Origin of the sequence: Streptacidiphilus sp. ASG 303 (assembly GCF_020991365.1) — a bacterium.
In the GTDB taxonomy this organism is placed as follows: domain Bacteria; phylum Actinomycetota; class Actinomycetes; order Streptomycetales; family Streptomycetaceae; genus Peterkaempfera.
Genome location: NZ_JAJLRA010000037.1, coordinates 16,552 through 42,522, shown reverse-complemented (window position 1 = coordinate 42,522; position 25,971 = coordinate 16,552). Strand labels below are relative to the sequence as shown.

The following is a 25,971-nucleotide window of genomic DNA, read 5'->3' as shown; positions in this document are numbered from 1 at the left end:
TGGCTCGGCGGCTGCCGACGTCTCCACCGCCGCTACGAGCGCAAAGCCGAGCACTTCCTCGGCTTCGTCGGCCTCGCCGCAGCACTCATCGGCTACCGCCGACTCTCCAAATGAGACGTCTTGTTAGGTAACCCGGCCGTGGCGAGACAGTTCGGCAGGGGTGACACTGGAGGCTGACGCACAGGTCGACGTTGGGCTGCCAGCTTCTCTTCTTGGCTTCGGAGGTGAGCAGGATGCGGATCTCTGTCATTGGGGGAACGGGTTTCATGGGTTCCAGGCTGGTCAGGAGGCTGGTGGCCGAGGGGCACGAAGCCATCGCTCACGACCGGTCCACGGGGTGTGACCTGCTCACCGGCGAGGGACTGCCGCAAGCGGTGGCATCAGCCGATGTCGTTGTCAACGCCATTGATGCCCCGTCCTTCGATGCTGCCGCTGCTTCGTTCTTCCGTACGACCGCGGACAATCTCCTTGCGGCGGCCGAGCGGGCGAGGGTCAGGCACGCGGTCCTTCTGTCGATCGTGGGGATCGACCGCGTCCCCCAGGTCGACTACTACCGGGCCAAGCTCTTGCAGGAAGAGCGGTTCAAGCACAGTGCCGTTGCGTGGTCCATCGTGCGCTCGACTCAGTTCATGGAGTTCGTCGACAAGATCATGTCGTGGACGACCGAGGGAAACACGGTGCGGCTTCCCAGCACGCCACTCCAGCCGGTGGCGGCTGATGAAGCCGTCCAATTTCTCGCCGAGGTGAGCGTGGGAACGCCGTTGAAGAGCATCCTCAATGTGGCAGGCCCCGACGTCATCCCCCTCGACGAATTGGGGCGCCTGACACTGAAAGCCCGGCCCGAGGGTGACCTGAGGGTCGTGACGGATGAAAGCGCAGGTCTTTTCGCAGCCGTCTCGGGTGGTGCCGTCACCGCTCCCAAGGGAGCCCGCCTCGGTTCCGTCCACTATGTCCGCTGGCTTACCGAAAGGACGCCACACCCGGCATGACAGCCCCCTGGGAACTGCGCGAAGGAGAGGAAACCCCTGACGATGCCGAGTGATGCGCCGAGCAACTTTCCCCAACAGCCAGGGACCGACACGTGGGAGAAGGCTCTGACCGTGCTCCAGACGGTGAGTGCGCCCCGTATGCCGAAGGGCGCAGAGGTGATGACTGTTCGCATCGACCATCCGCCCGGCTCCGCAGGCACCCCCCCGCACCGCCACTCAGGGCCGGCATTCGGCTACATACTGGAGGGGGAGATGCGCTTTGAACTGGAAGGCGAACCTGAACGCGTGCTCACCGCCGGAGACACCTTCTGGGAACCCGGCGGCGATGTGATCCACTACCAGGACGGTAACAACCGGACAGACACCTGGTGCCGCTTCCTGGTCACCATGATCTGCGCGCCAGGCCAGCCCATGCTCACCCTGGTGGAACCCGAAGAGCTGCAACGGCGCAAGGACCGCCGCGCATCCCGCTCCGCGTGAAAGTCGCGAGCTGCAATGAGGACCGATAACTCAGGGGCCGGCACGGCAAAAAGCGCCGATTCTGCATCCGATTGCCAGGTGACGGCAGAAATTGCACCTGATCAGGTAACGTTTGCGCTGTTCGCCTGTCAGGCGCCAGACGACTTCGGCAGCTCTGGAAGGTTGTTCAGAACGGCCCTCGTGATCGGTGGATCTCCAGTGCCGCGACCGCCGCGAGGACGGTGCCGAAGCGGTCGAGCGGTCCTCGGTAGGGCGTGGAGAGAATCTTCCAGGTCTTGAGGTGGGCCACGGCGCGTTCGACGGGGCTGCGCAGGCGGGCGTGGTGGCGGTTGGCGTTCTGCTCGGCATCGGTCAGCGGGCGGTGGCGGGGCTTGCGGTGCGGGATGCGGCAGTCGGTGCCCGGGTAGCCCAGGTCGGCGACGGGGATGCCGGTGCGTATCGCGCCGGCCAGACCCGATTCCCGGTAGGCGGTGCTGTCGTGGCGGGCTCCGGGCAGGGGCCGGCCGACGGCCAGGAGCCGGCCGCGCAGGTCGGCGGCGAGCTGCATGTTGTGGCCGGTCCGGAGGTGCTTGCCGGAGTTCATGCCGGAGGTGTTCTTCCAGGCCCAGCTCGGGGTGAGGGTGCCGTCGACCAGGACGAGTGTCCCGCGGCAGATGCGCCGGGCCGCAGGGGTGGCCTGGTCCAGAACGGCGGCGATCACGGGTTTCAGGGTGCGGCACAGGCGGGCGACCGTGGCCTGTGAGACGCCCCAGAGCTCACCGGCGAGCTGCTGGGTGGCGTTGTTGCGCAGGACGAACAGCACCGGCGTGACCGCATCGGCCAGCGGCAGGGCCCGGGGCCGGCCGCGTCGGCGGTGGAAGGCCGGAACGGCGCGGCCGGCCAGGTCCACCAGCCTCTCCAACTGCCGTCGGTCCAGTCCGGTCCTGCGGTGGTACGGCGACGGCCCCTCGCTCGCAGCGTCCGTTGGTGCAGGAACCCCGAACGCTACCGGCAGGAGCCGTTGTAGCACCCACCGTGAGCCACCACGCGACCGTTCTGAACGATCCTCAGGGCCTACCGCCCTGCCTCGAATGCTCGCTCGACCGAGTGCAGGAGGGCTTCCCATGACGCATGGCGGGCCTGCAGGACGGCAGCCTCCAGCGCGGCCACGACCTCACTGAGGCTGATGCCGAGGGTGGAGATCCTCCGGAAGACCTCCTGCGGGCTATCGGCATCGTCTGCAGGGTCGACAAGCGGATCTGTACTCGCCCAGGTGGAAGAGCTGCCCGCCTGCCAACTGGACCGCCTGCTGAACGTGATGGACGTGGTGAAGTCCATTGGACGGCCCGTCTCACTCCCGAGGGAAGAGCGGTCGGGCGCAGAGAAGTCCCAGAGCGGGCGCAGAGGGTTGGCACGGGAATCCGGGAAGGTCCGAGAACCTCCAGTGCCGAACTGCGAGCGGAAGACGGCGCAGGCCATGCGTGCGCCAGCAAGACCTGCCCGCCCGATTAGCTCCAAGGCCGCAGGAGTACCAATGGCATACAGCCGAGCGTCCACCGCTGCGCCGAATGCCCCCAGGGAGAGGGTTGCCACCGGGTGCATGGTGGAAAGATCGACCTTCCGCTTCTGTGCCTGGCGAACGCCCGCCAGGTACATGTAGACAGCCCCTCGGTAGCGTGCAGCGTCGAAAATCGGGCCTACTTTGGTTGTGATGCCTTCGGCGGTCGCGGACTCCATTGCCTGGAGCCCTGGCAGGGTGGCCGGCAGACCCACGCAAAGGTTGGGCTCGCCCACGCTTCTGTGCAGCCGCCGCACCTCCTGGAGAAGCGCCTCCGGTGTGCTCTCGTCATCCGGAACGGCAGGGAGGCATACCCAACCGTCCCGGCCTGTGGTCGCTTCGAATAGCGGTCGCAGCACACGGCACGTCTCTCCGACGCTCCGGATCAGAGCGGCGAAGACCGCCTGCGGGTCAAGTGCCGACTCTCCGGACAACGCAATAGAACGGGCATAACGAGTGCATCCGGCTGCGGGTGCTTCACGAATTTCGGGGCTCTCGAAGAAGGCAGGGCCTATCGTAACTCCAGCGACCTCACCCTCGGCGGCCAGAGCGGCAAGGTCACCGGAGCAGACCCGGTCCCAGGTCATATCATCCAGCCAGAGGCCGGGAATCTTGCCGGCCGACGTGGGGATCGGCCATGCATCTCTGTTCATACGTGCTCCTGTGGTCCTCCTCCGGCTGCCGGAGTAATCCTATCTGCGCTTACTGCCCAGGCTGAACTCGTGATGTCATGTGGCGGAGTGCTTCAGTTGACCGGTGAGTGGTTGAGTTGACGGGTTGAACGGGTGACGCGGCAAGAGGGTAGTACGTGAGGACACTGGTGGACGAGGCCGTCGTCGAGGAGCTCCGTACTCGGGGGACGCGATGGTGGGCCTGATCCTCTTTGACGGACATCTGGAAGGTTGTTCAGAACGGTCGTGTGGTGGCTCACGGTGGGTGCGACAACGGCTCCTGCCGGTAGCGTTCGGGGTTCCTGCACCAACGGATGCTCCGAGCGAGGGGCCGTCGCCGTACCACCGCAGGACCGGACTGGACCGACGGCAGTCGGAGAGGGTGGCGGACCTGGCCGGCCGCACCGTTCCGTCCTTCCACCGCCGACGCGGCCGGCCCCGGGCCCTGCGCTCCTCCCGCTGTGATCCCGTCCCTGCCCCCTCCCGGAACAGGCTGATTCCGTGGTCGGCCGGGGCTCCGGCCGGCCGGGACACCCGAGGACACTGCCCGCCGGCGCCCGCCGCATTCCCCGGGCATGCCTCATCCCGCGTCCTCGGGGCCGCGGGTCCGCACATTCCGTCGCTTCCGCCACTGCCCCGTGCGAAGGACGGAGGAAGGGCTCCGGACCGGGGCCTGCCACGTGCCGGGCAGCCGGTCCCGGTCCCTGCCGCTCCCTCGGCGGCGGCCCGCCGGCTGCCGCTGCACTGTCCCGCCGGGCCCCGACCCCCGACAGGTCTCGTCGAGGTCCGATTCACCGCACCAGGGGTGCCCTGTGGACCGGACCGCGTGGTCCCGGCCCCGTGTCCCGCCGCGCGAAGAAGCCCCGTCGACTGGTGGCCGACGGGCACGTGCACCTGTGGGCACTCCGCCACAGCCACCTTGTGCCGGCCGGTGGCCGATCCGCGCACTGCCGTGAGACCTGCACGCCGTACCCGCGGGCTGTACCCGCAGGCCGACGGCGACGGCCGGCTGCGCGTCGTCCTCACCGAGGGGCCGGCCCGTACGTACAGGGAGGGCTCTCCTTGGGCTCCGGGGACGTGGACACGGCCGGTACGGCTTCCTGAACCTGCAGCAGCCGGGCGCCGTCCGGGCCCTGCTCGACGAGGCATCGGCCCGGGGGGGGCGGCCGGAGGAGCGGCGTGCGCCGGAGACCGACGGCCGGCATCTGCTGGAGGCGGCGACCGCCGCGAGGTCCGGGGACTCGGACCCGCACGTCCGTGGGGGTGGACGTCGCCGGCCTCCGGACCGGCCGTACCCGGTCGGCCGTGCGCCGCCGTCCCGCCCCGGCGCAGCGTGCCGCGCGCACCTGCTCCGGCAGGAAGTGGCGGCCCTCGGACGGTGCGGCCCGCCGCGCCCTGCCCGGCCCCGCAGACGCCCGCGAGACGGCTCCCCGGAGTCTCACCGCCGCAGGGAACCGCCGCCCGAGGCAGTGCGACCTGCGCCTGTCGCGGACGCCTCCCGACCGGGACAATGGCGCCATGGTGGTGGTGGGAATCGTGGACGACCACCCGGTGGCGCGCCGGGGGCTCGCGGTGATCCTCGGTGAGGATCCCGGCCTGGAAGTCGCCCAGGCCGTGGCGCATCCGTCGGAACTGCGGGACCACGACGCCCTGGACGTCGTGCTGTGCGACCTCTACCTCGCCGCGGACCGGCCGGCGGTGGCCGAAGTCCGCGCACTGGCCGGGGCCACGGCGGTGCTGATGGTGTCGGCCGCCAGCCGTCCGGCCGACGTCCTCGCCTGTGTCGCCGCGGGTGCCTCAGGCTACGTCACCAAGGACAGCGACGAGGAGGTGCTGCTCGCCGCGGTCCGCTCCGTCGCCGGCGGCGAGTTCTACCTCTCCCCGCAGCTGGCCGGGATGGTCGGTGCGGCCGCCCGGAGCGCGGCGGCCGAAGGCCGCGCCGCGCTGCTGACCGCGCGGGAGGAGGAGGCCCTCGGGTGGATCGCCCGGGGCCTGACGCACGCGCAGACCGCCCGCCGCATGGGTGTGCAGCCGTCGACCGTGGACACCTACGTCAAGCGCATCCGGGCACGCCTGCACCTGGGCAACAAGGCCGAACTCGTCTGGTTCGCCCGCAGCCTCGACGAGGGGGGCGACGCTGGCCGGCGGTGAGCGGGCGGCCGCAGCCGCCGGTCCTGCGCGCGGGCGGCCGGGGGAGGCGTCCCTGCGGGTGGCGCGGCTGGAGGTCCGGGCCCTGGTCGCGACGCGGGTCGCCGCCCTCCTGAACGTCGCCGTCGCCCTCGGCACCGGCATCGAGGGCGGCAGGGTGCCGGCCGCGGCCGCCGCCCTGGCGGGCGCCCTGCTGGTCGAGTCGTCCGTGCTGTCGCTGGCCGCGCTGCGCACGGTCCGCCTGCCCGCCTGGGCCGGGGCGGCGGACACCGCGGTGGGCTGCGCCGCCCTGGCGGTCAACGCGCTCCTCGTGTCCGGGCCCGACGTGCACACCTGGGGCTTTTTCGCGTACCCGTACACGCTGGTCGCCTCGTGCGCCTGCGGGCTGCTGCTGCACGGCGGCCGGCGGGTGGGCGCCGCATCGGTGTGTCTGGCCGCGGTCTACGTGGTCTCGGACCATGCGGCGAGCGGCCAGCCGTGGTGGAACGCGGTCCCCAACGCGGGCAGCTACCTCGGCATCGGCCCGGTCACCTGGCTGGTGGCGCGGGAACTGCGGCGCCTGGGCGGGGAGCTCGACGCCTCCCGGGCGACGGCGCTCGGGCTGGCACGGGAGGCAGGCGTGGCGGGGGAGCGCACCAAGCAGGCGCGCCTGCTGCACGACCGGGTGCTGCAGACGCTGGAGACGCTCGCCCACGGACGCTGGGTGGCCGACGCATGGATGCGCGACCAGGTCCGGGCCGAGGCCGGATGGCTGCGCTGGCTCATCGACCACGGCCCGGACGCCGCCACCCCGCACGGGGTGCCCATGGGGACGGATCTCGGCACGGCCCTGCACGCGCTGGCGCAGGAGCGGGTCCGGCAGGGACTCAGGGTGGCCGTGCACCTGCCGGCCGGGCGCGGGGCGCACTTCGCCGACGTGCCGGGCGAGGCGGCCGACGCAGTGCTCGCGGCCTGCCACGAGGCCCTGACCAACGTGCGCAAGCACGCGGGCACGGACCGGGCCGCAGTGGCCGCCGCAGTGGAGGACGGCCATCTGGTGGTGAGCGTCACCGACCAGGGCCGGGGCTTCGATCCCTCCGAGCGGCCCGAGCGCACCGGGCTGGCACGTTCCGTCCGCGGGCGGCTGGCAGACATCGGAGGAAGCGTCTCGGTCAGCAGTGCGTGGGGGGAGGGGACCGTCGTGGAACTGAGGGTGCCCCTGCCCTCCCAGGCGCTGTCCGATGGATCACGGGCGGAGCCGAAGGCGGATGGCTGCGGCGGTGACGGTGCCGTGGCAGACGCAGGCCCGCTCGTCGTACAGGGTGGTGACGGCCCGGAAGGTCGTGAGCCGGTTGACGGTGCGCTCGACCTCGTTGCGCCGCCGGTGGGCGTCCTTGTCGAAGGCGAGGGCCGGCCGCCCCTGCTGCCGTGGCGCCGGCGGTGGGCCCGCCGGTTCCCCGGCTCGGGGATCGTGTGCTCGAGTTGGCGTCTGCACAGGCAGCGGCGATTGCGGCGGGAGCTGTAGGCGTGGTCGCCGCCCACGCGGCCGGGCCGGGCGCGGGGACGGCCGCCGTCCGGGCGGGCGACGCGGATGCGCTCCGGCACCGGGATGGGCTGCGGGGCGTCGCCCCGCCGGCCGGCCCGGCGTGGCCAGCAGGGCCGGCGGGCGGCGTTCGCCCTCGCCGGCGAGGTGGATCCTCGTGGCCGGTCCGCTCCGGGAGCGGCCGAGTCCTTCGTCCCGGCGGTGCTGCCGGGGCGTCGCTCTTTCCCGGGGACACGCGGCGGCTTCCTGAGGGCTCCGGCGGCGTGCCGGCGGGCGCGGCGGGAGGTGGAGTCCACGCTCACCGTGGACCGGTCGATCCGGTCTTCGGCGTCGGCCCGGACCTGCACGGCCTGGAGCAGCGGGTCCCACGCGCCGTCCGCCGGCCGGCGGCGATGCCGCTCGTGGAGCGTCTTCCCGCTGCCGGGCCGCTCGGGCGGGTCCCGCCACGGGACACCGGTCCGCTGCCGGAAGGGGATCCCGTGGGTCACCCTGCGGTGATCACTCCACTGCCCGCCCCGCCGCCCGCCCCTGGGCGGATGCGGTTCCCGGCGGGCCCAAGCGTCATCCGTCGGTCATCCCGCCCCGTGGCAGGTGCAACGAGCCGACCGGCCGGCAGTCGCATGATCCGCCGGACGGGGCCTGGGCGGGGAGTCCGACCCGGCAGCGATGCCGTGCAGCAGTGTGGCCGTCAGCAGCCCTCCGGTGGCGGCGGGTTCGGTGTCCCCTCGGTGCTGGGCGCGGGCTGCCGCTGCCAGGTGGGCGGAGATGACGGTGACGACCCAGCCGGCCGGGATGTCGGTGCGGACTTCGCCGACGGTCTGGGCGCGGGTGACCAGTTCGGTGAGGCCGGCGCGGATGTCGCGGTCGGAGGCGGCCGGGGTGCTGGTGATCCCCGGCAGGTACACGACCTGGTAGCGGTGGGCGATCTCGGCCAGCGCGCCGACGATGCGCTCCAGTGCCTGTAGGGGCGGTCCGTGGAGCGGATCGATTCCCGCGATCGCGTCGGCCGATTCCCGGGCGGCCTGCTCGCGCAGCGCGTCCAGCAGGCCCTCGCGGGTGGGGAAGCGCCGGTAGACGGTGACCCGGCTGACGCCGGCGGCGTCCGCGACGGCGGCCACGGGCGCGTCGGGGTCCTCCGCCCACAGCCGGGCCGCCGCGTTCAGGATGGCGCGCTGGTTGTCCGCGGCGTCGGCCCGCAGCGGGCGGGGCCGGGAGGTGTCGGCGTGGTCCATGCGACTACCCTATATCTGATACGGATTGTATCAGTTATGGAGTGTGACCATGCCCTGGCCCCTGCGGTCCACCGGTCGGCCCGCCCCGCCGAGGCTGGAGCGCGCAGTGCTGAAGGTGGCGTCGGCGGCGGTCTTCGGCTCGGTGCTGTCGACCCTGGACGGCACGGTCGTGAACATCGCGCTGGACACGATCCGGCGCGAGTTCCACACCACGCTCACCGCCGTGCAGTGGATCGGCACCGGCTACCTGCTGGCGCTCGCCCTGACCCTGCCGGTGTCGGGGTGGCTGGCGGACAGGCTGGGTGCCCGCCGCCTCTACCTGGGCTGCCTGCCGGCCTTCTCGGCAGTGTCTGCCCTGTGCGGGGCGGCCCCCTCGATCGGCTGGCTCATCGGGCTGCGGATCGTCCAGGGCATGGTGGGCGGTCTGCTCGCGCCGCTCGGCCAGACCCTGGTGGCGCAGGTCGCCGGCCGGGAGCGGTTGGGGCGGGTGATGGGCATCGTCGCCATTCCGACCCTGCTCGGCCCGATCCTCGGGCCGACCGTCGGCGGGGCGATCGTGGCGCACGCCTCCTGGCGCTGGATCTTCTACGTCAACCTGCCGCTGGGCATCGCGGGCGCCGCGTTCGCGGCCCGCCGGCTGCCCGCCGACCCGCCTACCGGGACTTGGAGGCGGCTGGACGTCACCGGGCTGGCGCTGATCGGACCTGGGCTGGGCCTGCTCGTCCACGCGGTCTCCCGCACGGCCCGGAGCGGCGACCTCACCGACCCGACGGCCCTGGTCCTCGTCGCGTCGGGCCTGGGCCTGCTCGGCCTGTTCGCCGTCCACGCTCTGCACCGGGGCGAAGACGCGCTGCTGGACCTGCACCTGTTCAAGGACAAGGCGTTCGCCGCAGGAACCGGCGCCGCCTTCCTGTCGCGCCTGACCGGCGACGGTGTCGTCCTGCTGCTGCCGCTCTACCTCCAGCAAGTCCGAGCGATGAGTCCGCTGACCGCCGGCGCCGTCCTGGCACCGCAGGGCTTCGGCGCCGTGCTGGCGCTGCCGCTGGCGGGCCGTTTCACCGACACGTACGGGCCGCGCCGCACCGCCTCCGTCGGGGCCGTGCTCGGCCTGCTCGGCACCGCCGGCCTCCTGGTGCTCACCCCCGCCGGCCCCCTGGCATGGCTGTGCCTGCTGCTGTTCGTCCGGGGACTGGGCGCGAGCCTTTCCGGTCTGCCGCCCGTGGCGGCCGCCTACCGGTCGCTCAGCCGCAGCCAAGCCGCCGGTGCCAGCACCACGCTGAACATCGCCCAGCGGCTCGGCTCACCGCTGGGCACCGCCGCCTTCGCCGTCGTGCTCGCCGCCGCCACCCGCAGTGCCGACGCCGATCCGGTGCTCCTGGACCACGGCTTCACCCAGGCGTTCGCCGCGGCCACCGCCGCCACGGCCTTCCTGCTCGCGGCCTGCCTGCTGCTGCCCGGACCACCCGGACCACCCGGACCGCCCGGACCCTTCGCACCGCAGGCTGACGGGAATCGCGGACCCCGATGAGCACGCGGAGCGCAGCCGGCGACGTCGTCATCGTGGGATGCCGGCGCCGGCCGCGATGCCCGCCGGCTCCCTGTCGGGATGGAGGGGTTCTGCCTTGAACACCGAGACGGCGGGCCCGGTCAGCAGTTCGTGACTGAAGGGGTCGCCGTCGGGCGAACTTGCGTGGTGATGACGGGTTGGCCGCAGGAGACCGGGGCTTCCTGATGGATCATCGGGCTGGTTCGTGGAGCCAGAGGATGAGTGAGGCCAGGACGACTGCGGCGCGGCAGCGGTCGGCGGGCTCGTCGAAGCAAGCGGCGATCATGCGGAACCGCTTGAGGCGGGCGAAGCACCGTTCGACCGCGTCGCGGTCGCGCTGGATCTCCCTGGTGAAGGCGGGTGGTCGGCCGCCGGGGGCTCCACGTCGTCGGCGGTCGCCGCATCCGCCGTCCCACCTCGACCTGCCGCAAGATCAGTTACCGGACGCGGCCCGGCGGGGCGCACGGCCCCGCCGGCTCGCCCGGGTGCGGCCGCCGCCCGCCGGGACGGCGCGCCGGCCGTCCCCGCAATAGGGGACAGCCGGACGCTGGCCGCCGGTGCTCGCGGTGCCGTAGACATGTCGACAGGCGCAGTCGCGCCCTGCATCCCGCCCGGGCGCCTTCCGCGGGGACGTCCGTGTGCCCGGTGCCGCGCCCGGGTGCCGCCGGGGCGGTCCGGTGCCCCCTTCCATGCCGCTTTCCGACCGAGCGAGAGGAACAGGCCCGTGCAGACGTCCGACCTGGCCCGCAACGTCCTGGCCACGCTGTCCGCCGAACCGGGCGTCCAGGGCGAGCCGCTGCCCGCACGCCTCCTGGAGCGCCATCCCGCACTCCGGGACGCCTGGCTGTCCTGGCGGGAGAACCCTGAGCGGCCCGAGCGGGCGACGGCCCTGCGCGTCGCCCTCGACGAGGCGCTCGGCAGGGACGCCGAACTGCGCTCCTGGGCCGAGGCGTTCACCGTGCGGCCGTCCGCAGCCGCCGGTCCGGCCGGTCCGGCCCTGCCGCCGCACCCGTCCGCCGTCGCACCGCCCCTTCCCCCCGCCCGCCCGCCCCGGACGGGCGCCGCCCCGGCGGCCCCCGCGCCCCCCAGCGGGCGGTGGCGCGGACGCCCGTCCGCACTCGCCGTCCTCCTCACCGTCCTCGCACTGACCGCGGCGGCCTGCGTCGTCGTCCTGACCGGTGCGCTCGGCCCGCACGGCGGCCACGAGGGGCACGAGGGGCTGGAACACCACTTCGCCCTCGGCGTTCAGGGGCACCGCAGGCTGGACGCCGACATACAGGTCCGCATCGGCGGTCCGGCGGAACCCCGGTGCGAGCAGGAGACCGCCGGCCAGGTGTTCCCCGTCACGGTCACGGTCCGCAACGCCGGTCCCGTGTCGTGGAGGACGGACGACCCGTCCGGGACGGACCCCCAGCCGAGCCTCACCATGGCCCTGGCGGACGCCGTCTCCCACCGGGTCCTCACCGACCGGATCCAGGTGGCCGGCGACGACGGGAGCGGACCGCCCTCCTGCACGCCGCTCGAGGCGCGGCAGGGGAAGGACCTGAGGCTCGCGGTGGGACAGCAGGTCACCTGGGTGGTCGAGGTCCCCGTCGCCCAGCGCGCAGCGGAGGACGACGACCTCATGGTGGCCTTCAGCGACGTGGCCGGAGGGACGGTCTCCGGCGACCTGTGGGACTTCCGCCTCGACGGCACCCACCAGCGTTCCCGCACCAGCGTCTCCCCGGCCGGCGGCGCGGATCCCGCGATACCCGGTGCGGGCAGCACTCCCCCCGGCGCGGCGAACACTCCTCCGGCCCTCGACGCGGCCACCGGCCTGGGCCCGGCGCCGGCGTGGAGCGCCCGGCCGGACAGCACGTCCGACCGCAGCCGCCCCGAGTGGATGTCCTTCAGCGACCGCTTCGCCTACCCGGACGGCCCCGGCATCCGCGTCGTGGACGCCGCCACCGGCCACGTCACCGCCACCGTCCCGGAACCCTCGGGTGCTGACGGCAACACGCTGCAGTGGCAGCAGGGCTACATCGACGGCACCGAGGTGATCGGGTTCACCTACCGCACGACCGTCCCCTCCGACGGCCTCACACCTGAGCGGCACCACACCGTGGTCGACACCTACGGGCTCGACGGGACCCGGATCGGCACGTTCACCTACGACGACGACAAGGGCGACGCCCAGTTCCTGAACGGCTGGATCGTCACCACCGACAAGGCCGCCGGCACGACCGCGATCCGCGACCCGAGGGGGCGGGCGGTGGTCAGCGTCCCCACCGACGCCAGCGGACGCGACGTCCCGAACTCCCTCGGGGTGTACGACATCCAGGCCGGGCGCTGGGCCTTCGTCCACGCCCGCACCGCCTCCGGCGACCGGACCCTGGCCGTCCACGACCTGGCGGCCGGGGGGAAGCGCCTGTGGGACCTGACCCGGACGGCGCCGGCAGGAGCCCGGCTCGACCCCGACGTCTCCCCGGCCGAATGGGGGGTCGTGGGCGACCACGTGGTCCTCCAGTGGCAGGACGGCCCGCTCTACGCGTACGACGTGCGCAACGGGCACGAGCTCGGCAGGATCGGCGATGCCGAGACCCTGCACCTGACCTGGGACGCCGACCACGACCGGGTCTACGCGGTCGAGCAGGAGCGCGCCTACGCCTACGACCTCCGCACGGGGCGCCGGCTGTGGCAGCAGGGCGAGGGCCAGCTGACCTTCCGCCCCGAGACCTGCATCTCGGGACGGCTGTACGGATCGGTCGGGGTGCCCAGCGACAGCGGGAGCACCACGCAGGACGGCCGGCCCAACGGCCTGGTGCTCGACGCGGCGACGCAGCGGGTGCTGGCCAAGGAGCAGTCCTTCCGGATCCAGGGCGTCAGCGGCAACGGCTTCGTGGCCGTCCGCTTCGACCGGCCGGACAGCCAGGACTCCGGGGACGACGTCCACGACGTCTACGCCGTCTACCGGGCCGCCCCGTCCACCGCGGGGCCCTGATCCGTCCGTCCCCGCCGGGCAGGAGCCGGGGCCGCCGAGTCCGTCGCCCCCGGCTCACGTCAGCGGCCGAGGACGTTCCACCCCGAGAGGCGACGCCGGACGTCCCCGGTGACGTCTGCCGATCAGTGGCGGACCCGGCCCGACGGCGGAGAGGATCTGCAGCATGAAGCTTCGGGGGCGTGGCGGGTGGGGGGTGGCGGCCTGGGCGTCCGTCCTGGTGTCCGTGGCGGGGATCGGGTGGTCGGCACGTGCCCTGGCCGAGTCCTTGAGCACGCCGTGGCGGCTGACCCTGGCCGTGGTGGTCTTCCAGGAGCGGGACGCCTCCGGCACCTACAAGCGCAGCCCCGCCCTGCTCATCACCCTCGCGTGAACGGGGGAGCTGTCGCGGTACCTGCTGGACCGCTTCATCCCCGCGAGCATCCGGGCCGCAGCCGGAACCCATGCGACCGGCAGGACGCCCGGCGACCTCGGACAGCGCCCCGCAGCCGCTGGGAACGCGGCCCAGGCGCACCGCCGCCTCGCAGTCCTGGCCGCCTACCTCGACAGCAACAGGGGGAGGCCTCCCCTGGCCGGACGCACCCTGCCCACCACCGACCTCGTCCTCCACGAGCTGCGGCCCCTCGCCGGTCCCCGCCGTGTCCGCCGGATCGACCGGGCCGTGACGGCCGTCGTGGTCCCGCTGTGCGAGGCTCCCGCCCTGGCCCTGGCCGCGCTCGTCGAGAAGACGGAGCGGGCCACCTGGAGGACGGCAGCGGTGCTCACGGCCGTCGTTCCGGCCGCCGTGTGGGGGAGGCCGTCGTGGCCCAAGCCGCAGTACGCCGACCAGCGGAGGATGCTTCGTCGTCTCCGCACCACGGTGACCGGCGGCCCGGTCGTGGGCGGGCTGCTGATCGGGATCCTCGCGGGCATCGCGGGCACGTACCTGCATGTCCCCGGCTCCTGGCCCTGGCACGATCCCGCCGGCGGCCTCGTGCAAGGTGTCCTGGCCGGGATGGTGATCGATGTCGCCCGCACGTTCAGAGCCGGACAGGCGAGTGGCCACCAGGACGGGACGCTTCACGCCGACGCGTGCCGCGTGATCCGGGGCGACTGGACCAGCCGGCTCTCCACCGCCCTCCTGATCGGCCTCGTCGCCGACGGGGCCATGTGCGCCGTGGCTGCTCTTGCCGGAGTCCTCCCGCACTCCGGCAGCCTGCCGGTCGACGTCGCCGTGATGCTCATCGCCGGCCTCGTCCTCGGTCTGGTCTTCGGATGCGGCAACGCCCTGGCCGTCGCCCTGGCGTCCCGCTTCGCGGGAGGAGCGACGGTCCGCTACCTCGCCTTCCTCGCCGGCAGCCGCACACTGCTGCCCTGGCGCCTGGGCCGGTTCATGGAGTGCTGCTACGACCTGGGCATCCTTCGGATCTCCGGGACCGCCCACCAGTTCCGCCACCGGGAGCTCCAGGACCACCTCGCCGCCCACCCCCGGCCACCCCGGCCCTGACCGTCCGCCCCCGGAGCCCTCGCGGATCCGGTCCCCGCCCGGCCGGGCGCGAGCGGCGCCCGCCGCTCGTCGTACCGCCGCTCAGGAGGAGCGTTCCACCCCGGAAGGACGGGGCGGCACGGGCCGCGTCCGGCCCCGCACGGCAGGGTGGTACGGCCCTTCCGGCCGCCGCGCAGAGGCGGCGGGACCAAGGGGGAGCGGTCTCGGCCGGATCGGTGGTGGGCCGCTGCAGCGGAGCCCCCGCACAGCAGTCGCAGCGCGGAGGGGGACCGCTCCCGCCCGGGCGAGCCCGCAGGCGCCGCTGCGCCGGGGGCACCGGGCAAAGCGGCGCAGAACCCACGTCCGGCCGGAGTGCCCGCAGGGGGTCGGCAAGGGAATCCTGAACCGACATCACTCCTCCTGCGTTCCCGGCTTCGTTCTGCCCTGCCCCGTGACCACAGCCCCGTTCCGCCGTCCCCGCCCTCGCCGCGATCCGTGTTTCCGGTGAAGCAGCCGGCGGGCGGTCGCCGTGGCCTCGGATCTGTCTCCCCGTCCGCGTGCCCCGTGCCCCTCCGCGCGGCGGAGCCCGATGCCCTCCGGTACGTGGTCCGCGAGCCGGGCTGCTGCCCGGAAGGCTCCTCGGGACGGTCGCACCGATCGACCGGCCGTGGCGGCGGTGCCGAGCACGGGGCGCGGCGGGGGCGGTCCGGGCAGCCGTCCGCTCCCCGCACGGGCAGGGATATCGGCGTACGGTGGAAGAAGACGGGAACCGGCTGGTGATCCGAATCGGCAATCCCTTCGGCCGACGGCCGCCCCCGTCCGGGTACGAGGATTCGGCTGACCGGCCGCCGAGCGGTTGTTCCGCGGTCGAGGCCGACGCAGACCCGCGCGGCACGCCGCCGGAGCGCTGAGGCTCCGCCGGACGGGCCGGCGGCGTAACCGTCGTTCCACCCGATCCGGGTGAACGGCCCGCAGAGACGTGCCGGAGTCACGGACCCCGTCGAAGCACGTGCCGGAGCCGACGGGCTCCTCGCGCAGTCTCCACCACTTCAGAGTCGCGGACGCACCGCGGCACCAGGAGACGCCATCATGAAAGCGGCAGTATACGAAGGACCGCGGACGGTCACGGTGAAGGACGTGCCCGACGCGAGGATCGAACACCCCTGTGACATCGTTGTCAGGATTACCGCCACCAACATCTGCGGCTCGGACCTGCACATGTACGAGGGCCGCACCTCGTTCGAGTCCGGCCGCACCCTGGGACACGAGAACATGGGCCAGGTCGTGGAGGTCGGACCGGCCGTCCGCAAGGTCCAGGTCGGCGAGTACGTGGTCCTGCCCTTCAACATCGCCTGCGGCTTCTGCAAGCAGTGCGAGCGGGGTCTGACCAACTACTGCCTGACCATGCAGCCCGAACCGGCCCTCGCGGGAGCGGCCTACGGGTTCGCCGACATGGGCCCCTACCAGGGCGGTCAGGCGGAGCTGCTGCGCGTGCCCTACGGCGACTTCAACGCCCTGCGCCTGGGCGAGGACGCCGCCGAGCGGCAGACCGACTACGTCATGCTCGCGGACATCTTCCCCACCGGCTACCACGCCACCGAGATGGCCCACGTCAAGCCGGGCGACCAGACCGTCGTCTTCGGTGCCGGCCCCGTCGGGCTGATGGCCACCTACTCCGCCCTCCTCAAGGGCGCCGGCCGGGTCTGGACCGCCGACCACCAGCCCGACCGGCTCCGAAAGGCGGAAGAGATCGGAGCCATCCCGATCAACACCGCCGAGCAGGACCCGGCGGAGGTCGTCAAGGAGGCCACCCTCGGTCTGGGCGCCGACAACGGCTGCGAGTGCGTCGGCTACCAGGCCCACGACCCCCAGGGTCACGAGGACGCCAGCCTCACGCTCAACGGACTGATCGACGCGGTCAGGTTCACGGGCGACATCGGCGTGGTGGGCGTCTTCCTGCCCCAGGACCCCGGCGGCGCGGAGAACCAGGGGGAGCTGGAGGCGCAGGGCAAGGTCCCGATCGACTTCGGGACGATGTGGTTCAAGGGCCAGCACATGGGGACCGGGCAGGCGCCGGTGAAGCGGTACAACCGGGCGCTGCGGGATCTGATCGCCGGCGGGAAGGCGAAGCCGAGCTTCGTCGTCTCGCACGAGCTCGGCCTCGACGAGGTCTCCACCGCCTACGAGCACTTCGACGCCCGTGACGAGGGCTGGACCAAGGTGGTCCTGCACCCCGACGGACACGGGAACGGACACCGGCGGTGAGGCGCCCCGGGGCTGCCTGACGGCCGCCCGACCAGGTCCGGCCGACGCATGGCGTCCGGCCCCGGCCGCCGCCGGGGCCGGACGGGCCGGCGCCGCCCGCCCTCGCGTCGCACCCGGCGAGCGGGGACCGGCCACGTCCCGCCCGGCGGGACGGACGGGCAACCCCGCCGCCCGGTCCGGCAGGGTGCGCACGCGCGGCCGCCCCCGTCCACGCAGCCGGGCCGTGGAGTCCGACGACGACGCCCGTCCCACGTGACACGTCCGTGCCGCCGTCGGACCGCTGCGCCGCCGGACCCATAAGGGGACCGGATCCATGAGGGGAACGGGGGTTGAACACGGGTCACGCGGATACCCAGGACCCGTCCGCGGCGCCCCCTTCACCGTCTCCCCGACCATCGTCCCCCCGAAGCGGCCCGCCACCCTCCACCTCACCCCATGTGAGGAGCATCCGTGAAGACAGACATCCGTTCCGCCTCCGGCCTGCGGCACGACCCGCTCGTGCGCGGCCTCGGCTGGGCCAGTGCGCTCCTGGGCGTGCCCCAGGTCGCCGCCCCGGCGGGCTTCGCCCGCGCCCTGGGCGTGGAGCGCCCCTCCATCCGGCACCGCTCGGCCACGGCCGCCGTCGGCGTGCGTGAACTGGCCGCGGCGGCCGGGCTGCTGGCAAGGCCGCATCCCGCCTGGCTCTGGGGCCGTGTCGGCGGCGACCTCATGGACCTGGCGATGCTGGGCCGGGCCCTGAGGAACCATGACGGCCGCGGCCTCGGCCGCACCGTCGCCGCGACCGCCGCGGTCACCGCCATCACGGCCACGGACGTCTACGCGGCCGTGACCCGCACCCGCAGGAGCACCCCCATGGAACTGACCGCGACCACCACCGTCACCCGTCCCCCGGACGAGGTCCACGCCTTCTGGAGCGACCTGACGCGCCTGCCGGACTTCATGGCGCACCTGGACGAGGTGCGCGTCACCGGCCCGCGCACCAGCCACTGGCGGGTCGTCGCGCCGTTCGGCCGGGCGGTCGAATGGGACGCCGAGACCACCCAGGACGTCCCCGGCCGACTGATCGCCTGGCGGTCGGTGGACGGTGCCGACATCGACAACTCCGGTGAGGTCCGCTTCACGCCCGCCCCCGGCGACCGGGGCACGGAGATCCGCGTGACCCTGCGCTACGACCTGCCCGGCGGGGCGCTGGGCGCGGCCGCCGCGCGCTACTTCGGCGAGGAGCCGCACCAGCAGCTCGACGACGACCTCCGCCGCTTCAAGCAGATCGTGGAGACCGGCGAGGTCGTCCGCTCCGAGGGCGCGCCCGGCGGCAAGCAGGCCCGTGGCGAGTTCCCGCAGCGCCCGGCGCGACCGCTGACCGAGGACGAGCTGAAGGAGGCCCTGGCATGAAGGCGAACTGCTGGACGGGACGCAACTCGGTCGAGGTGCAGCACGTCCCCGAACCGTCGATCCTCAACAACCGCGACGCCATCGTGAGGATCACGTCGACGGCGATCTGCGGCTCCGACCTCCACCTGCTCGACGGCTACGTCCCCACCATGGAGAAGGGCGACATCCTGGGCCACGAGTTCATGGGAGAGGTCGTCGAGGTCGGCCCCGGCATCAGCCACGACAGGCTGCGCGTCGGCGACCGGGTCGTCGTGCCCTTCCCCATCGCCTGCGGCGCCTGCGCGTCCTGCCGCGCGGAGCTGTACTCGTGCTGCGAGAACACCAACCCCAACGCCGGTGTCTCCGAGAAGTTCTTCGGCCACCCCACCGCCGGCATCTACGGATACTCCCACCTGACCGGCGGCTTCGCCGGCGGCCAGGCCGAGTACGCCCGCGTCGTGCTCGCCGACGCCAACGTCCTCAAGATCGAGTCGGACCTCAGCGACGAGCAGGTGCTGTTCCTGTCCGACATCCTGCCGACCGGGTACATGGGCGCCGACATGTGCGACATCCAGCGCGGTGACGTCGTCGCCGTCTGGGGCGCCGGGCCGGTCGGCCAGTTCGCCATGGACAGCGCCCGGGTCCTGGGTGCGGAGAAGGTCATCGCGATCGACAAGGAGGCCTACCGGCTCGACATGGCCGAGGCCCAGGGCTACACCGCCGTCAACTTCGAGTCCGCCGACGTGAGGTCGGCCCTGCTCGACCTCACCGGCGGCCGGGGCCCCGACAAGTGCATCGACGCCGTCGGCATGGAGGCCGTGCACGGCGCCTCCCACATCCACCTCTACGACCGCGCCAAGCAGGCGGTCCGCTCCGAGACCGACCGGCCGCACGCCTTGCGCCAGGCCGTCCTGTCCTGCCGCAGCGGCGGGGTAGTGTCGGTCATCGGCGTCTACGGCGGGCTGATCGACAAGTTCCCGGCCGGCGCCTGGATGAACAGGTCCCTGACCCTGCGCACCGGGCAGTGCCACGTGCAGAGGTACATGGAACCGCTGCTGGGCCTGATCGAGCAGGGCGCGATCGACCCCACCCGGGTCATCACCCACCGGCTGCCCCTGGCCGAGGCGCCGACCGGCTACGACCTGTTCAAGAACAAGCAGGACGACTGCGAGAAGGTCGTCCTCTCGCCGTGAGCGAAGCGGCGGCGGGCTGAGGCGCCGTGTGCCGCCCGCACTGACGGGCCGCCCCGAGGGGCGGGCGCGGACACCCGGAGGTAGGGCCTCGCGTGAGCCCGCCCTCCGGGCGGAGCACGGAGCGGACCGGGCGGCGACCGCGGACCGGGGTGCGTCGCCTCCCGGTCCCTCCGGGGAATCCGTGGACGTGGGCAGGCCGCAGCGCCCGTTAGGGTGGCCCGGGGACGCCGAGGGCGGCGTCGACGGTTCACGGAACGGAAGGTTCGGACATGGCGGAGAGCCGGGTCGTCTACGGCTGCATGGGTCTGGGCGGGAGCTGGGACCGCGAGCCCTGGACCGCCGCCGACGTGGACCGGGCCCGGGCCGCGGTCGAGGCGGCGCTCGAGTCGGGCATCACCGTCTTCGACCACGCCGACATCTACCGGCACGGCAAGGCGGAGGCCGTCTTCGGTGAGCTGCTGGCCCGCGACCCCGGCCTGCGGGAACGGATCACGCTCCAGACCAAGTGCGGCATCCGCCTGCCCGAGGAGGACGGGATCGGCTGGTACGACCTGCGCGGCGGCAGCATCGTGCAGCGGGTGGAGGAGAGCCTGGCCCGGCTGCGCACCGACCACCTGGACGTCCTGCTGCTGCACCGTCCCGATCCGCTGGCGGACCCGGAGGACGTCGCCGAGGCGCTGACCTCGCTGCACCGGCAGGGCCTGGTCCGGGAGTTCGGCGTCTCCAACATGAGCGCTCCCCAGATCGCCCGGCTGCAGAAGCCGCTGGACCTGCCCCTGGTGGCCAACCAGCTGGAGATGAGCCTGCACCGGCGTGACTGGCTGGAGAGCGAGGTCCAGGTCAACACGGCCGCGGGGGCCGGTCTCGGCTTCCCCGTCGGCACGGTGGAGTACTGCGTCGGGAACGGGGTGCGGCTGCAGGCGTGGGGTCCGCTGGCCCGGGGCCGGTTCACGGAGAACCCGGAGACCGATGCCGACCGGACTGCGGCCGCGCTGGTGCGGCTGCTCGCGGACCGCCACGGCACCACCCCGGAGACGATCGTGCTGTGGTGGCTGCAGCGCCACCCCGCCGGGATCGTCCCGGTCATCGGCACCAGCCGGCCCGAGCGGATCCGGGCGTGCCGAGATGCGGCGGAGGAGCAGCCCGCGCTCACCCACGAGGAGTGGTACCGGCTCTGGGTCGCCGCCCGTGGCGTTCCGCTTCCCTGACCGGTCGTCAGTTCGATATCCGACCGAGGGCCTCCTGCCCCTTGCGGTTCGGGGGCGGCTCGAGGTCGCCGTCGTGCAGAGGCGAACGGACTCGTCGCCGGTCCCAGCCCGGGTGGGCGTCGAACGTCATGGTTGTGCCGATCCGCTCGGGAAGTCCGTCCACGCCCTCCCACCCCATCTGGGCCTTGACCCCGGATGTTGGACACGGGGTTATGCGGCTTGGGTGAGCGTAGTTGATGTCGCCTGGAGTGCTGTCTCGTAGGCGATGGGGCTGCGCTGGCCGAGGCAGGAGCGGCGGCGGACGGTGTCGTAGCGGTGCAGCCAGCGGAAGAGCTCGAGTCGGGCCTCGCGCTCGCTGGAGGCGAGGCGGCGGGAGGCGAGGTCGATGACGGTGGCCGGGGGGCAGCCCGGCGATGCCGCCGAGGGACTGCTCCGGAGCGGGGACCCGGGGGTCGGAGGCATCGGCGGGCGGCTGGCCGGGGCCATGGGCGTCGACCCCGTTCCGGGTGAGGCGGCTCCTCGTCGCGTGGATGCGGGCGCGCTGATGCCGAGGCGAGGCCGAGGGCGAGCGCAGCGGCAGGGGGGGGCCGTGGGGGCGGCATCAGGGGAATCCGGGCCTGTCCCGAACGGGGCCTCGGCAGGGGCGGGCGCCACGCCGCCGCGCTCACCCCTGCTGGGGAGAAGACCTTCGACTCCGGCCGTCGTCAGGTCCGGTCGGAGTCCTCGCGTCGGCGGGCGTGGACAGTCGTTGCTGCGGCGGTGCAGAGGCCGGCCGCTGCGGCTGCGGCCAGGAGGGCCTCCCCGGCGTCCGCGGCGCCGAGTCCGGCCGTGGCCAGGGCCCAGCAGGCCGCAAGCGTGTACGGGAGCAGGCCGTTGCTCCACCGGATGACGGCCACGGCGGTCATGGTCGCACCGGCGAGGACGGCGAGTTGCGCGCCGATGCCCCGGGCGCCGCCCACCGGGGCCCCGGAGCCGGCCATGGCGGTGGTGAGGTTGATCCAGATCGCCATGGTCGACCAGCCGGAGTAGATCCCGATGGTCCACCAGGCCAGCCATCGCCCGGCCCGGGGCCACCTGGCGATCGCGTCCCGGTTGCGCAGGGCGATCTGCAGGGCCTTGAGAAGGCCGGCGACCATGACGGCGAAGACGGCGACCGTCGTCCAGACGGGCTCGACCTCGGCTGCCGCCAGCCAGCAGCTGAACCCGGCGAACACGACCGTCAGCGGCACGGCCAGCTCGTTCCTGAGCCGCCTGTCCGGTCGGCCGTCGGGCAGCGCCCAGACCGCGTAGGCCAGGCTCAGCAGTTCGATCAGCCCCCAGATGGAGAACGCCCATCCGACGGGCACGACGGGGGGCTCCCCTGCCCGGTCCGGTGTGGTCAACTCCATCCCGGCCGCCTGGCCGGCGATCGAGCTGACCACCTGCCCGACGGCGAGGACGAGCAGGGCGCGCCGCCACGCCGACGTCCTGCGGGCCGTGACGGTGTGCCGCGCTTCCTGTGGGACCGGCATGGCTCTCCCTCGCTGCTCCTGGTCCGTCCGCCGATGACGTCAGCCACCTCTGGCACTCCGCTGTCCCTGTGGGGGCGCGGGTCGCCCCGGTTGTCCGCGGAGGCAGCCCGGTACGGTTCACCATTCTCCCTGGTCTGCGCTCCATTGGGCGGCAGGGGCCGGGAAGGCTCAAGGCAGGCTCTGAACCCGTGGCTCCGTGGTTGCCGGCTCCGGCCGCGGGGGCGTCATCGCGGCACTGGTCCGCGTCCTTCCGGGGGAGGGGCTGCGTCCGTGTTCGCTCTTGTCCTCGCCGCCGTCGCCGTGCTGATGGCCGCCGGTGCGCTCATCACGGCCGGCGTGCTGGTGTGCGGGTGGCTGCGCGCACGCGCGGTGCTGCGGACCGGCGTGCGGACCGCGGGGCGCTGCGTCCGGGTCCTCACCGGGGTCGACAGCCACGGCGGGCACGTGCGCTCCCGGCGCCGGCATGCGGTCGAGTAGTGCGGCCCGGACGGGCGGGTGCGGCGGCTCAGGGCGCAGGCGCCGGACACCGTGGTCGAGGGCGGCACGGTCATCGTCGCCTGTCTGTCCGGGCGGCCCCGCCGGGCGGTCGTGGTTCCCGAGGACGGCCGTACCGGTGCGGGGGCGGTCGTGTTCGCCGTGGTGTTCCTCGCCGTCTTCGCCGCCGGCGCCCTGGGTGTCGGTGCGGTGGGGTGCACCGCCGCGCACGGGGCCGAGGTCGTCGTGGGCACCTCGACCTCGCCTTGGGGCGACGTCGGCACCGTGTCCCCGGGCTCGGTCGACCTCGGCCCGTAGCCGACGTGCCGTCCACGGCCTGACCCGCGCCGGCCGGCAGGGCTGGACGGACCCCGACGGCCCTGACCGCGCTCGCACTCGGCGCCGTGCTGCCGGTGGTCCGCTACGCCGTCGAGAGCCGGGCGGCGGCGCCGCTGCGGGGTTGCGCATCCCGTACGGTGCCGGTGGCGGTCCTCAGGCGGCGCAGCGTCATCCGGGGCAACGTCGCCGTGAGGTTGCCCCCTTGGGGTGGACACCTCTGGCCGTCGGGTCCGCGGATCCGTGAGGGGGTGGGCCCCGGGTTGGACGTCCGTCGAAGTGCGGCGACGAGTTCCTGCGGGGTGCGGTGGCGATGCTGCGGTCCGCGAGGGGCGGGGCGGGACGGGGCGGTCGGGTCGCCGGCGTGGGGCTGGAGGTGAACGGGGAGGCGCTGCGGATGCGGGTGCGCCGCTTCGCGCAGGTGGAAACGGCCTGCGGCGGGGTGCGCGCGGACGGGCACGCCGAGCCGGCCTGCCGGGCCGGCGGTCCGCATCGGGTGAGCGGTGCGGCGCCGTCCCCGGCCGGCGGGTGCATGCCGGCGGTCTGCTCGGCGGACACCCCTCGGCACCGACGACCGGAGCGGCATCTCGCAGCGTGGAGCGGAGGCCGTCGACGTGTTCGAAGGACCTCCATAGGGGCGACCGGCTCGGATGCCTCGAGGACGATCAGCGGAGGTCGGCCGCCGAACTCGGTCCGAGGGGCATGTGTGTCATCGTGATCTGCGGGTTCCTGTGGGCCGGGCGTCGGGCGGGGGAGAGTCGAGGGCTTGGAGGATGCGCCGCCCGATGCTGCCCACCTGGGCGAGCTCCTCGCGGCTCATCGTGTCGATCACCAGGCGCCGTACGGTCGCAACATGGCCGGGCGCCGTCTCGACGACCTTCCGCCATCCCTCGTCGGTGAGTGTGGCGTTGGTGAAGCGTCCGTCCTCCGCGCAGGGTTCGCGGTGCACCCAGCCATGTCCTTCCAGGCGGTCCACCACGTGGGCGATCCGGGAGGAGGAGGCGCTGACCTGGGCTGCCAGCTCATGCATGCGCAAGGTTCGTGCCGGTGCCTGGGAGAGCTGGGTGAGGACCTGGAAATCGAAGTGCCGAAGGCCGGCGTCGCGGACCAGCTGTGCGTCGAGCGCGTAGGGCAGTCTGGTCAGGACGCGGACGATCTGCAGCCAGGTGTCCATCTCCTGCTCGTCCAACCAGTCCGGTTCGGTCACGGGGACCACGGTACCGGCGATCAGTTGACGCTTCAAATACCTGGGACGTACGGTGAGCTGAAGCTTCAGTTCACCGTATGACCAATGAGCTGAACCTTCAGTTCACGGACGGAACGCGGACCCCACCCCGAAAGGCGCAGCCATGACCTTCATCGCAGTGCGGGGAGCGCCCGGACATGCCGGCGAGCGCATCGTCGAAGAAGCGCTGCGCCGGGGCCGCGATGCGGGGGCGGTCGACCGCGGAGGGACGCACGGGGCCAGGCCGGGAGCGGCCGTCCGCGCCGGACCGGTCTGCGACCCGGCCCCCCTGGCCGAACCCGCCGCCACGTCCGACGTGATCGTTTCGTCGCGGCCCCGGGCCCGAACGCCGGCACCCTCGCCACGGCCATCCCCTCCGTGCTGGGGACGGTCCCGCGCACCGGGCCACGGCTGGCTGCAGCGGGGGTGCCTGCAGCCTGCGCGCGGGTCCCGACGGACCGCTGTTGCCCGACACTCCCACCGTTCCCCGAGTGCCTGCACCTGGTGGTCGCACGGAAGGAAGTCCCGGACGTCCTGCGTCCCGCAGGCTCCGGAGCAGGCCGGTTCCTCCCCGGCGTGGCTGCCGACTTCGGCAGCCGTGCGCCTGATGGGCCAAGGGCACACCCTCCGCGTCGGCAGGGACGGGCTGCTGGTCGGCGCGCAGGGGAAGTCCATGATCCCCGGGCCTGATGCCGCCATGGCGCCGGTCGACGAGATCCGGACCCCAGCCCACCGCAGCACCCGGTTCTGCGTCGCCCGCTGAACCGATTACCCGCCATCAGAGAAGGAAGCCGTCATGACCCCATCCGCCACCCCTGTCCTCTACCTGAGCCACGGCGCACCGTCACTCGCCGATGACTCGTTGTGGACCTCGGAACTCGCGAACTGGTCGGCGGACCTGCCCCGGCCGACCGCGATCCTCATCGTCTCGGCGCACTGGGAGGCCGCCCCGGTGACACTCGGGGCCACCGAGACGGTCCCCCTGCTCTACGACTTCGGCGGCTTCCCTCAGCGCTACTACGACGTGCGGTACCCGGCGCCAGGAGCCCCGGCCCTCGCGTCGACGGTGCGGCACCTTCTGCGCGCGGCCCAGGTGCAGGTGCACGACGAACCCCGACGCGGTCTCGACCACGGAGCGTACGTACCCCTGGTGGAGATGTACCCGGACGCCGACATCCCCACCCTGCAGATGTCCATGCCCTCCCTCGACCCCCACATGCTGTACAGGGTGGGCACCGCCCTGACCCCGCTCAGGGACGAGGGTGTCCTGATCGTCGGAAGCGGGTTCACCACCCACAACATCCGGCTGGCCTTGCGGAACCCGTCGCCTGGGGCGGTACCCGCATGGTCCGCGGAGTTCGACCAGTGGGTCCACGAGGCGATCGCCTCGAAGGACCTCGACGGTCTCTTCGACTTTCGGCGGAAGGCGCCTGCCGCAGGCATCGCACACCCCACGGTCGAGCACTTCGCTCCCTTGTTCGTCAGCCTCGGAGCCGCAGCGCAGTCGTCGGACAGCGGACGGTCGGTGATCGACGGGTTCTGGTACTCGATGTCCAAGCGGTCCTGGCAGTTCGGCTGACACCACCGCGCACCCGGCGGACACAGCCGTCCCGCCTCCGTGGCGGCCGGTGGCAAGGAGGGCGATGAGCTGTCCTGTACGGCGGGTCCGCGACCGCCCGGCCCGGCCGACGCGGCCGCGTCGGCTCGTCCGACCGGCAACTGGATCTGCATCTCCGTGTTCCGCCGTCCGCAGATGGCAGCGCCGGGACCATGGGCACGAACCCGGAACGACTGTCCGCCGTCGCGTACGCCGCCTCCTTC

General features: G+C 73.1%; 21 protein-coding genes and 3 pseudogenes. 17 read left to right on the top strand and 7 right to left on the bottom strand.

Annotated elements, in window-relative coordinates; all coding sequences use genetic code 11:
- The 3 genes and pseudogenes from LO771_RS27735 to LO771_RS27725 all read left to right on the top strand — a co-directional run.
- Positions 1-114, top strand: a pseudogene (locus tag LO771_RS27735) (IS5/IS1182 family transposase); the annotation flags it as partial.
- Between the two features lie 119 nt (positions 115-233).
- Positions 234-989, top strand: a complete 756-nt coding sequence (locus tag LO771_RS27730) for an SDR family oxidoreductase (RefSeq protein WP_230747552.1) — start codon at positions 234-236, stop codon at positions 987-989.
- Positions 990-1,100: 111 nt separating this feature from the next.
- On the top strand, positions 1,101-1,469 hold the full coding sequence (locus tag LO771_RS27725) for a cupin domain-containing protein (protein ID WP_308189023.1): 369 nt from the start codon (positions 1,101-1,103) through the stop codon (positions 1,467-1,469).
- A gap of 166 nt (positions 1,470-1,635) precedes the next feature.
- On the opposite strand, the gene LO771_RS27720 is transcribed toward LO771_RS27725, so the two are convergent.
- Entirely contained in the window at positions 1,636-2,370 is a 735-nt protein-coding gene (locus LO771_RS27720) for a transposase family protein (RefSeq protein ID WP_230747546.1), read from the bottom strand.
- A 152-nt stretch (positions 2,371-2,522) separates the two neighbouring features.
- On the bottom strand, positions 2,523-3,659 hold the full coding sequence (locus LO771_RS27715; protein ID WP_230747545.1) for a transaldolase family protein: 1,137 nt from the start codon (positions 3,657-3,659) through the stop codon (positions 2,523-2,525).
- A 1,536-nt stretch (positions 3,660-5,195) separates the two neighbouring features.
- Here LO771_RS27715 and LO771_RS27710 point away from each other — a divergent pair.
- A complete protein-coding gene (locus tag LO771_RS27710) occupies positions 5,196-5,828 on the top strand; it encodes a response regulator transcription factor (protein WP_230747544.1) in 633 nt (210 codons plus the stop codon).
- A gap of 715 nt (positions 5,829-6,543) precedes the next feature.
- Positions 6,544-7,017 (top strand): annotated as a pseudogene (locus tag LO771_RS27705) (sensor histidine kinase); the annotation flags it as partial.
- A gap of 33 nt (positions 7,018-7,050) precedes the next feature.
- On the opposite strand, the pseudogene LO771_RS27700 reads toward LO771_RS27705, so the two are convergent.
- Together LO771_RS27700 and LO771_RS27695 are read right to left on the bottom strand one after the other, a co-directional pair.
- Positions 7,051-7,916 (bottom strand): annotated as a pseudogene (locus LO771_RS27700) (IS5 family transposase); the annotation flags it as partial.
- 3 nt (positions 7,917-7,919) lie between these two features.
- Entirely contained in the window at positions 7,920-8,579 is a 660-nt protein-coding gene (locus LO771_RS27695; RefSeq protein WP_230747542.1) for a TetR/AcrR family transcriptional regulator, read from the bottom strand.
- A 49-nt stretch (positions 8,580-8,628) separates the two neighbouring features.
- Between LO771_RS27695 and LO771_RS27690 the strand changes: the two genes are divergently transcribed.
- The 8 genes from LO771_RS27690 (at position 8,629) to LO771_RS27650 (ending at position 20,604) form a co-directional block, all read left to right on the top strand.
- Positions 8,629-10,107 carry an MDR family MFS transporter gene (locus LO771_RS27690; RefSeq protein WP_230747541.1) on the top strand — a complete coding sequence of 493 codons (1,479 nt, stop codon included), beginning with the start codon at positions 8,629-8,631 and terminating at the stop codon, positions 10,105-10,107.
- A gap of 742 nt (positions 10,108-10,849) precedes the next feature.
- Positions 10,850-13,105: a hypothetical protein gene (locus LO771_RS27680; RefSeq protein WP_230747540.1), complete on the top strand. Its 2,256-nt coding sequence runs from the start codon at positions 10,850-10,852 to the stop codon at positions 13,103-13,105.
- 163 nt (positions 13,106-13,268) lie between these two features.
- Entirely contained in the window at positions 13,269-13,475 is a 207-nt protein-coding gene (locus LO771_RS27675; protein ID WP_230747538.1) for a hypothetical protein, read from the top strand.
- A 288-nt stretch (positions 13,476-13,763) separates the two neighbouring features.
- Positions 13,764-14,588: a hypothetical protein gene (locus LO771_RS27670; protein WP_230747537.1), complete on the top strand. Its 825-nt coding sequence runs from the start codon at positions 13,764-13,766 to the stop codon at positions 14,586-14,588.
- Positions 14,589-15,656: 1,068 nt separating this feature from the next.
- Entirely contained in the window at positions 15,657-16,832 is a 1,176-nt protein-coding gene (locus LO771_RS27665) for a glutathione-independent formaldehyde dehydrogenase (RefSeq protein WP_230747536.1), read from the top strand.
- A gap of 450 nt (positions 16,833-17,282) precedes the next feature.
- On the top strand, positions 17,283-18,224 hold the full coding sequence (locus LO771_RS27660) for an SRPBCC family protein (protein WP_230747535.1): 942 nt from the start codon (positions 17,283-17,285) through the stop codon (positions 18,222-18,224).
- On the top strand, positions 18,221-19,396 hold the full coding sequence (locus LO771_RS27655) for a zinc-dependent alcohol dehydrogenase (RefSeq protein ID WP_230747534.1): 1,176 nt from the start codon (positions 18,221-18,223) through the stop codon (positions 19,394-19,396). The genes LO771_RS27660 and LO771_RS27655 overlap by 4 nt, the downstream gene beginning before the upstream one ends.
- 269 nt (positions 19,397-19,665) lie before the next feature.
- Positions 19,666-20,604 carry an aldo/keto reductase family oxidoreductase gene (locus LO771_RS27650; protein ID WP_230747533.1) on the top strand — a complete coding sequence of 313 codons (939 nt, stop codon included), beginning with the start codon at positions 19,666-19,668 and terminating at the stop codon, positions 20,602-20,604.
- 210 nt (positions 20,605-20,814) lie between these two features.
- Here LO771_RS27650 and LO771_RS27645 read toward each other — a convergent pair whose 3' ends face one another.
- Both LO771_RS27645 and LO771_RS27640 read right to left on the bottom strand, forming a co-directional pair.
- The gene (locus LO771_RS27645; RefSeq protein WP_230747532.1) at positions 20,815-21,066 is read right to left on the bottom strand and encodes a hypothetical protein; all 252 of its coding nucleotides are present in this window, start codon (positions 21,064-21,066) and stop codon (positions 20,815-20,817) included.
- A gap of 242 nt (positions 21,067-21,308) precedes the next feature.
- Positions 21,309-22,115, bottom strand: coding sequence for a hypothetical protein (locus tag LO771_RS27640; RefSeq protein WP_230747530.1), 807 nt, complete (start codon positions 22,113-22,115; stop codon positions 21,309-21,311).
- Between the two features lie 270 nt (positions 22,116-22,385).
- Between LO771_RS27640 and LO771_RS27635 the strand changes: the two genes are divergently transcribed.
- Both LO771_RS27635 and LO771_RS27630 read left to right on the top strand, forming a co-directional pair.
- Positions 22,386-22,592: a hypothetical protein gene (locus LO771_RS27635; protein WP_230747528.1), complete on the top strand. Its 207-nt coding sequence runs from the start codon at positions 22,386-22,388 to the stop codon at positions 22,590-22,592.
- An 18-nt stretch (positions 22,593-22,610) separates the two neighbouring features.
- A complete protein-coding gene (locus LO771_RS27630; protein ID WP_230747526.1) occupies positions 22,611-22,907 on the top strand; it encodes a hypothetical protein in 297 nt (98 codons plus the stop codon).
- Positions 22,908-23,634: 727 nt separating this feature from the next.
- Here LO771_RS27630 and LO771_RS27620 read toward each other — a convergent pair.
- Complete coding sequence (locus LO771_RS27620) at positions 23,635-24,168, bottom strand: MarR family winged helix-turn-helix transcriptional regulator (RefSeq protein WP_230747525.1); 534 nt, start codon at positions 24,166-24,168, stop codon at positions 23,635-23,637.
- 589 nt (positions 24,169-24,757) lie between these two features.
- On the opposite strand from LO771_RS27620, the gene LO771_RS27615 reads away from it, so the two are divergent.
- Positions 24,758-24,913, top strand: a complete 156-nt coding sequence (locus LO771_RS27615) for a hypothetical protein (protein WP_230747524.1) — start codon at positions 24,758-24,760, stop codon at positions 24,911-24,913.
- Between the two features lie 33 nt (positions 24,914-24,946).
- Positions 24,947-25,729, top strand: coding sequence for a class III extradiol ring-cleavage dioxygenase (locus tag LO771_RS27610; RefSeq protein WP_230747514.1), 783 nt, complete (start codon positions 24,947-24,949; stop codon positions 25,727-25,729).
- The last annotated feature ends 242 nt before the right edge of the window (positions 25,730-25,971 follow it).

Coding starts and splice junctions, on each gene's coding strand:
- LO771_RS27695 (WP_230747542.1), bottom strand. CDS start 8,579: ATGGACCACGCCGACACCTCCCGGCCCCGCCCGCTGCGGGCCGACGCC.
- LO771_RS27650 (WP_230747533.1), top strand. CDS start 19,666: ATGGCGGAGAGCCGGGTCGTCTACGGCTGCATGGGTCTGGGCGGGAGC.
- LO771_RS27640 (WP_230747530.1), bottom strand. CDS start 22,115: ATGCCGGTCCCACAGGAAGCGCGGCACACCGTCACGGCCCGCAGGACG.
- LO771_RS27710 (WP_230747544.1), top strand. CDS start 5,196: ATGGTGGTGGTGGGAATCGTGGACGACCACCCGGTGGCGCGCCGGGGG.
- LO771_RS27655 (WP_230747534.1), top strand. CDS start 18,221: ATGAAGGCGAACTGCTGGACGGGACGCAACTCGGTCGAGGTGCAGCAC.
- LO771_RS27615 (WP_230747524.1), top strand. CDS start 24,758: ATGGGCCAAGGGCACACCCTCCGCGTCGGCAGGGACGGGCTGCTGGTC.
- LO771_RS27665 (WP_230747536.1), top strand. CDS start 15,657: ATGAAAGCGGCAGTATACGAAGGACCGCGGACGGTCACGGTGAAGGAC.
- LO771_RS27675 (WP_230747538.1), top strand. CDS start 13,269: ATGAAGCTTCGGGGGCGTGGCGGGTGGGGGGTGGCGGCCTGGGCGTCC.
- LO771_RS27610 (WP_230747514.1), top strand. CDS start 24,947: ATGACCCCATCCGCCACCCCTGTCCTCTACCTGAGCCACGGCGCACCG.
- LO771_RS27730 (WP_230747552.1), top strand. CDS start 234: ATGCGGATCTCTGTCATTGGGGGAACGGGTTTCATGGGTTCCAGGCTG.
- LO771_RS27715 (WP_230747545.1), bottom strand. CDS start 3,659: ATGAACAGAGATGCATGGCCGATCCCCACGTCGGCCGGCAAGATTCCC.
- LO771_RS27645 (WP_230747532.1), bottom strand. CDS start 21,066: ATGCCTCCGACCCCCGGGTCCCCGCTCCGGAGCAGTCCCTCGGCGGCA.
- LO771_RS27690 (WP_230747541.1), top strand. CDS start 8,629: ATGCCCTGGCCCCTGCGGTCCACCGGTCGGCCCGCCCCGCCGAGGCTG.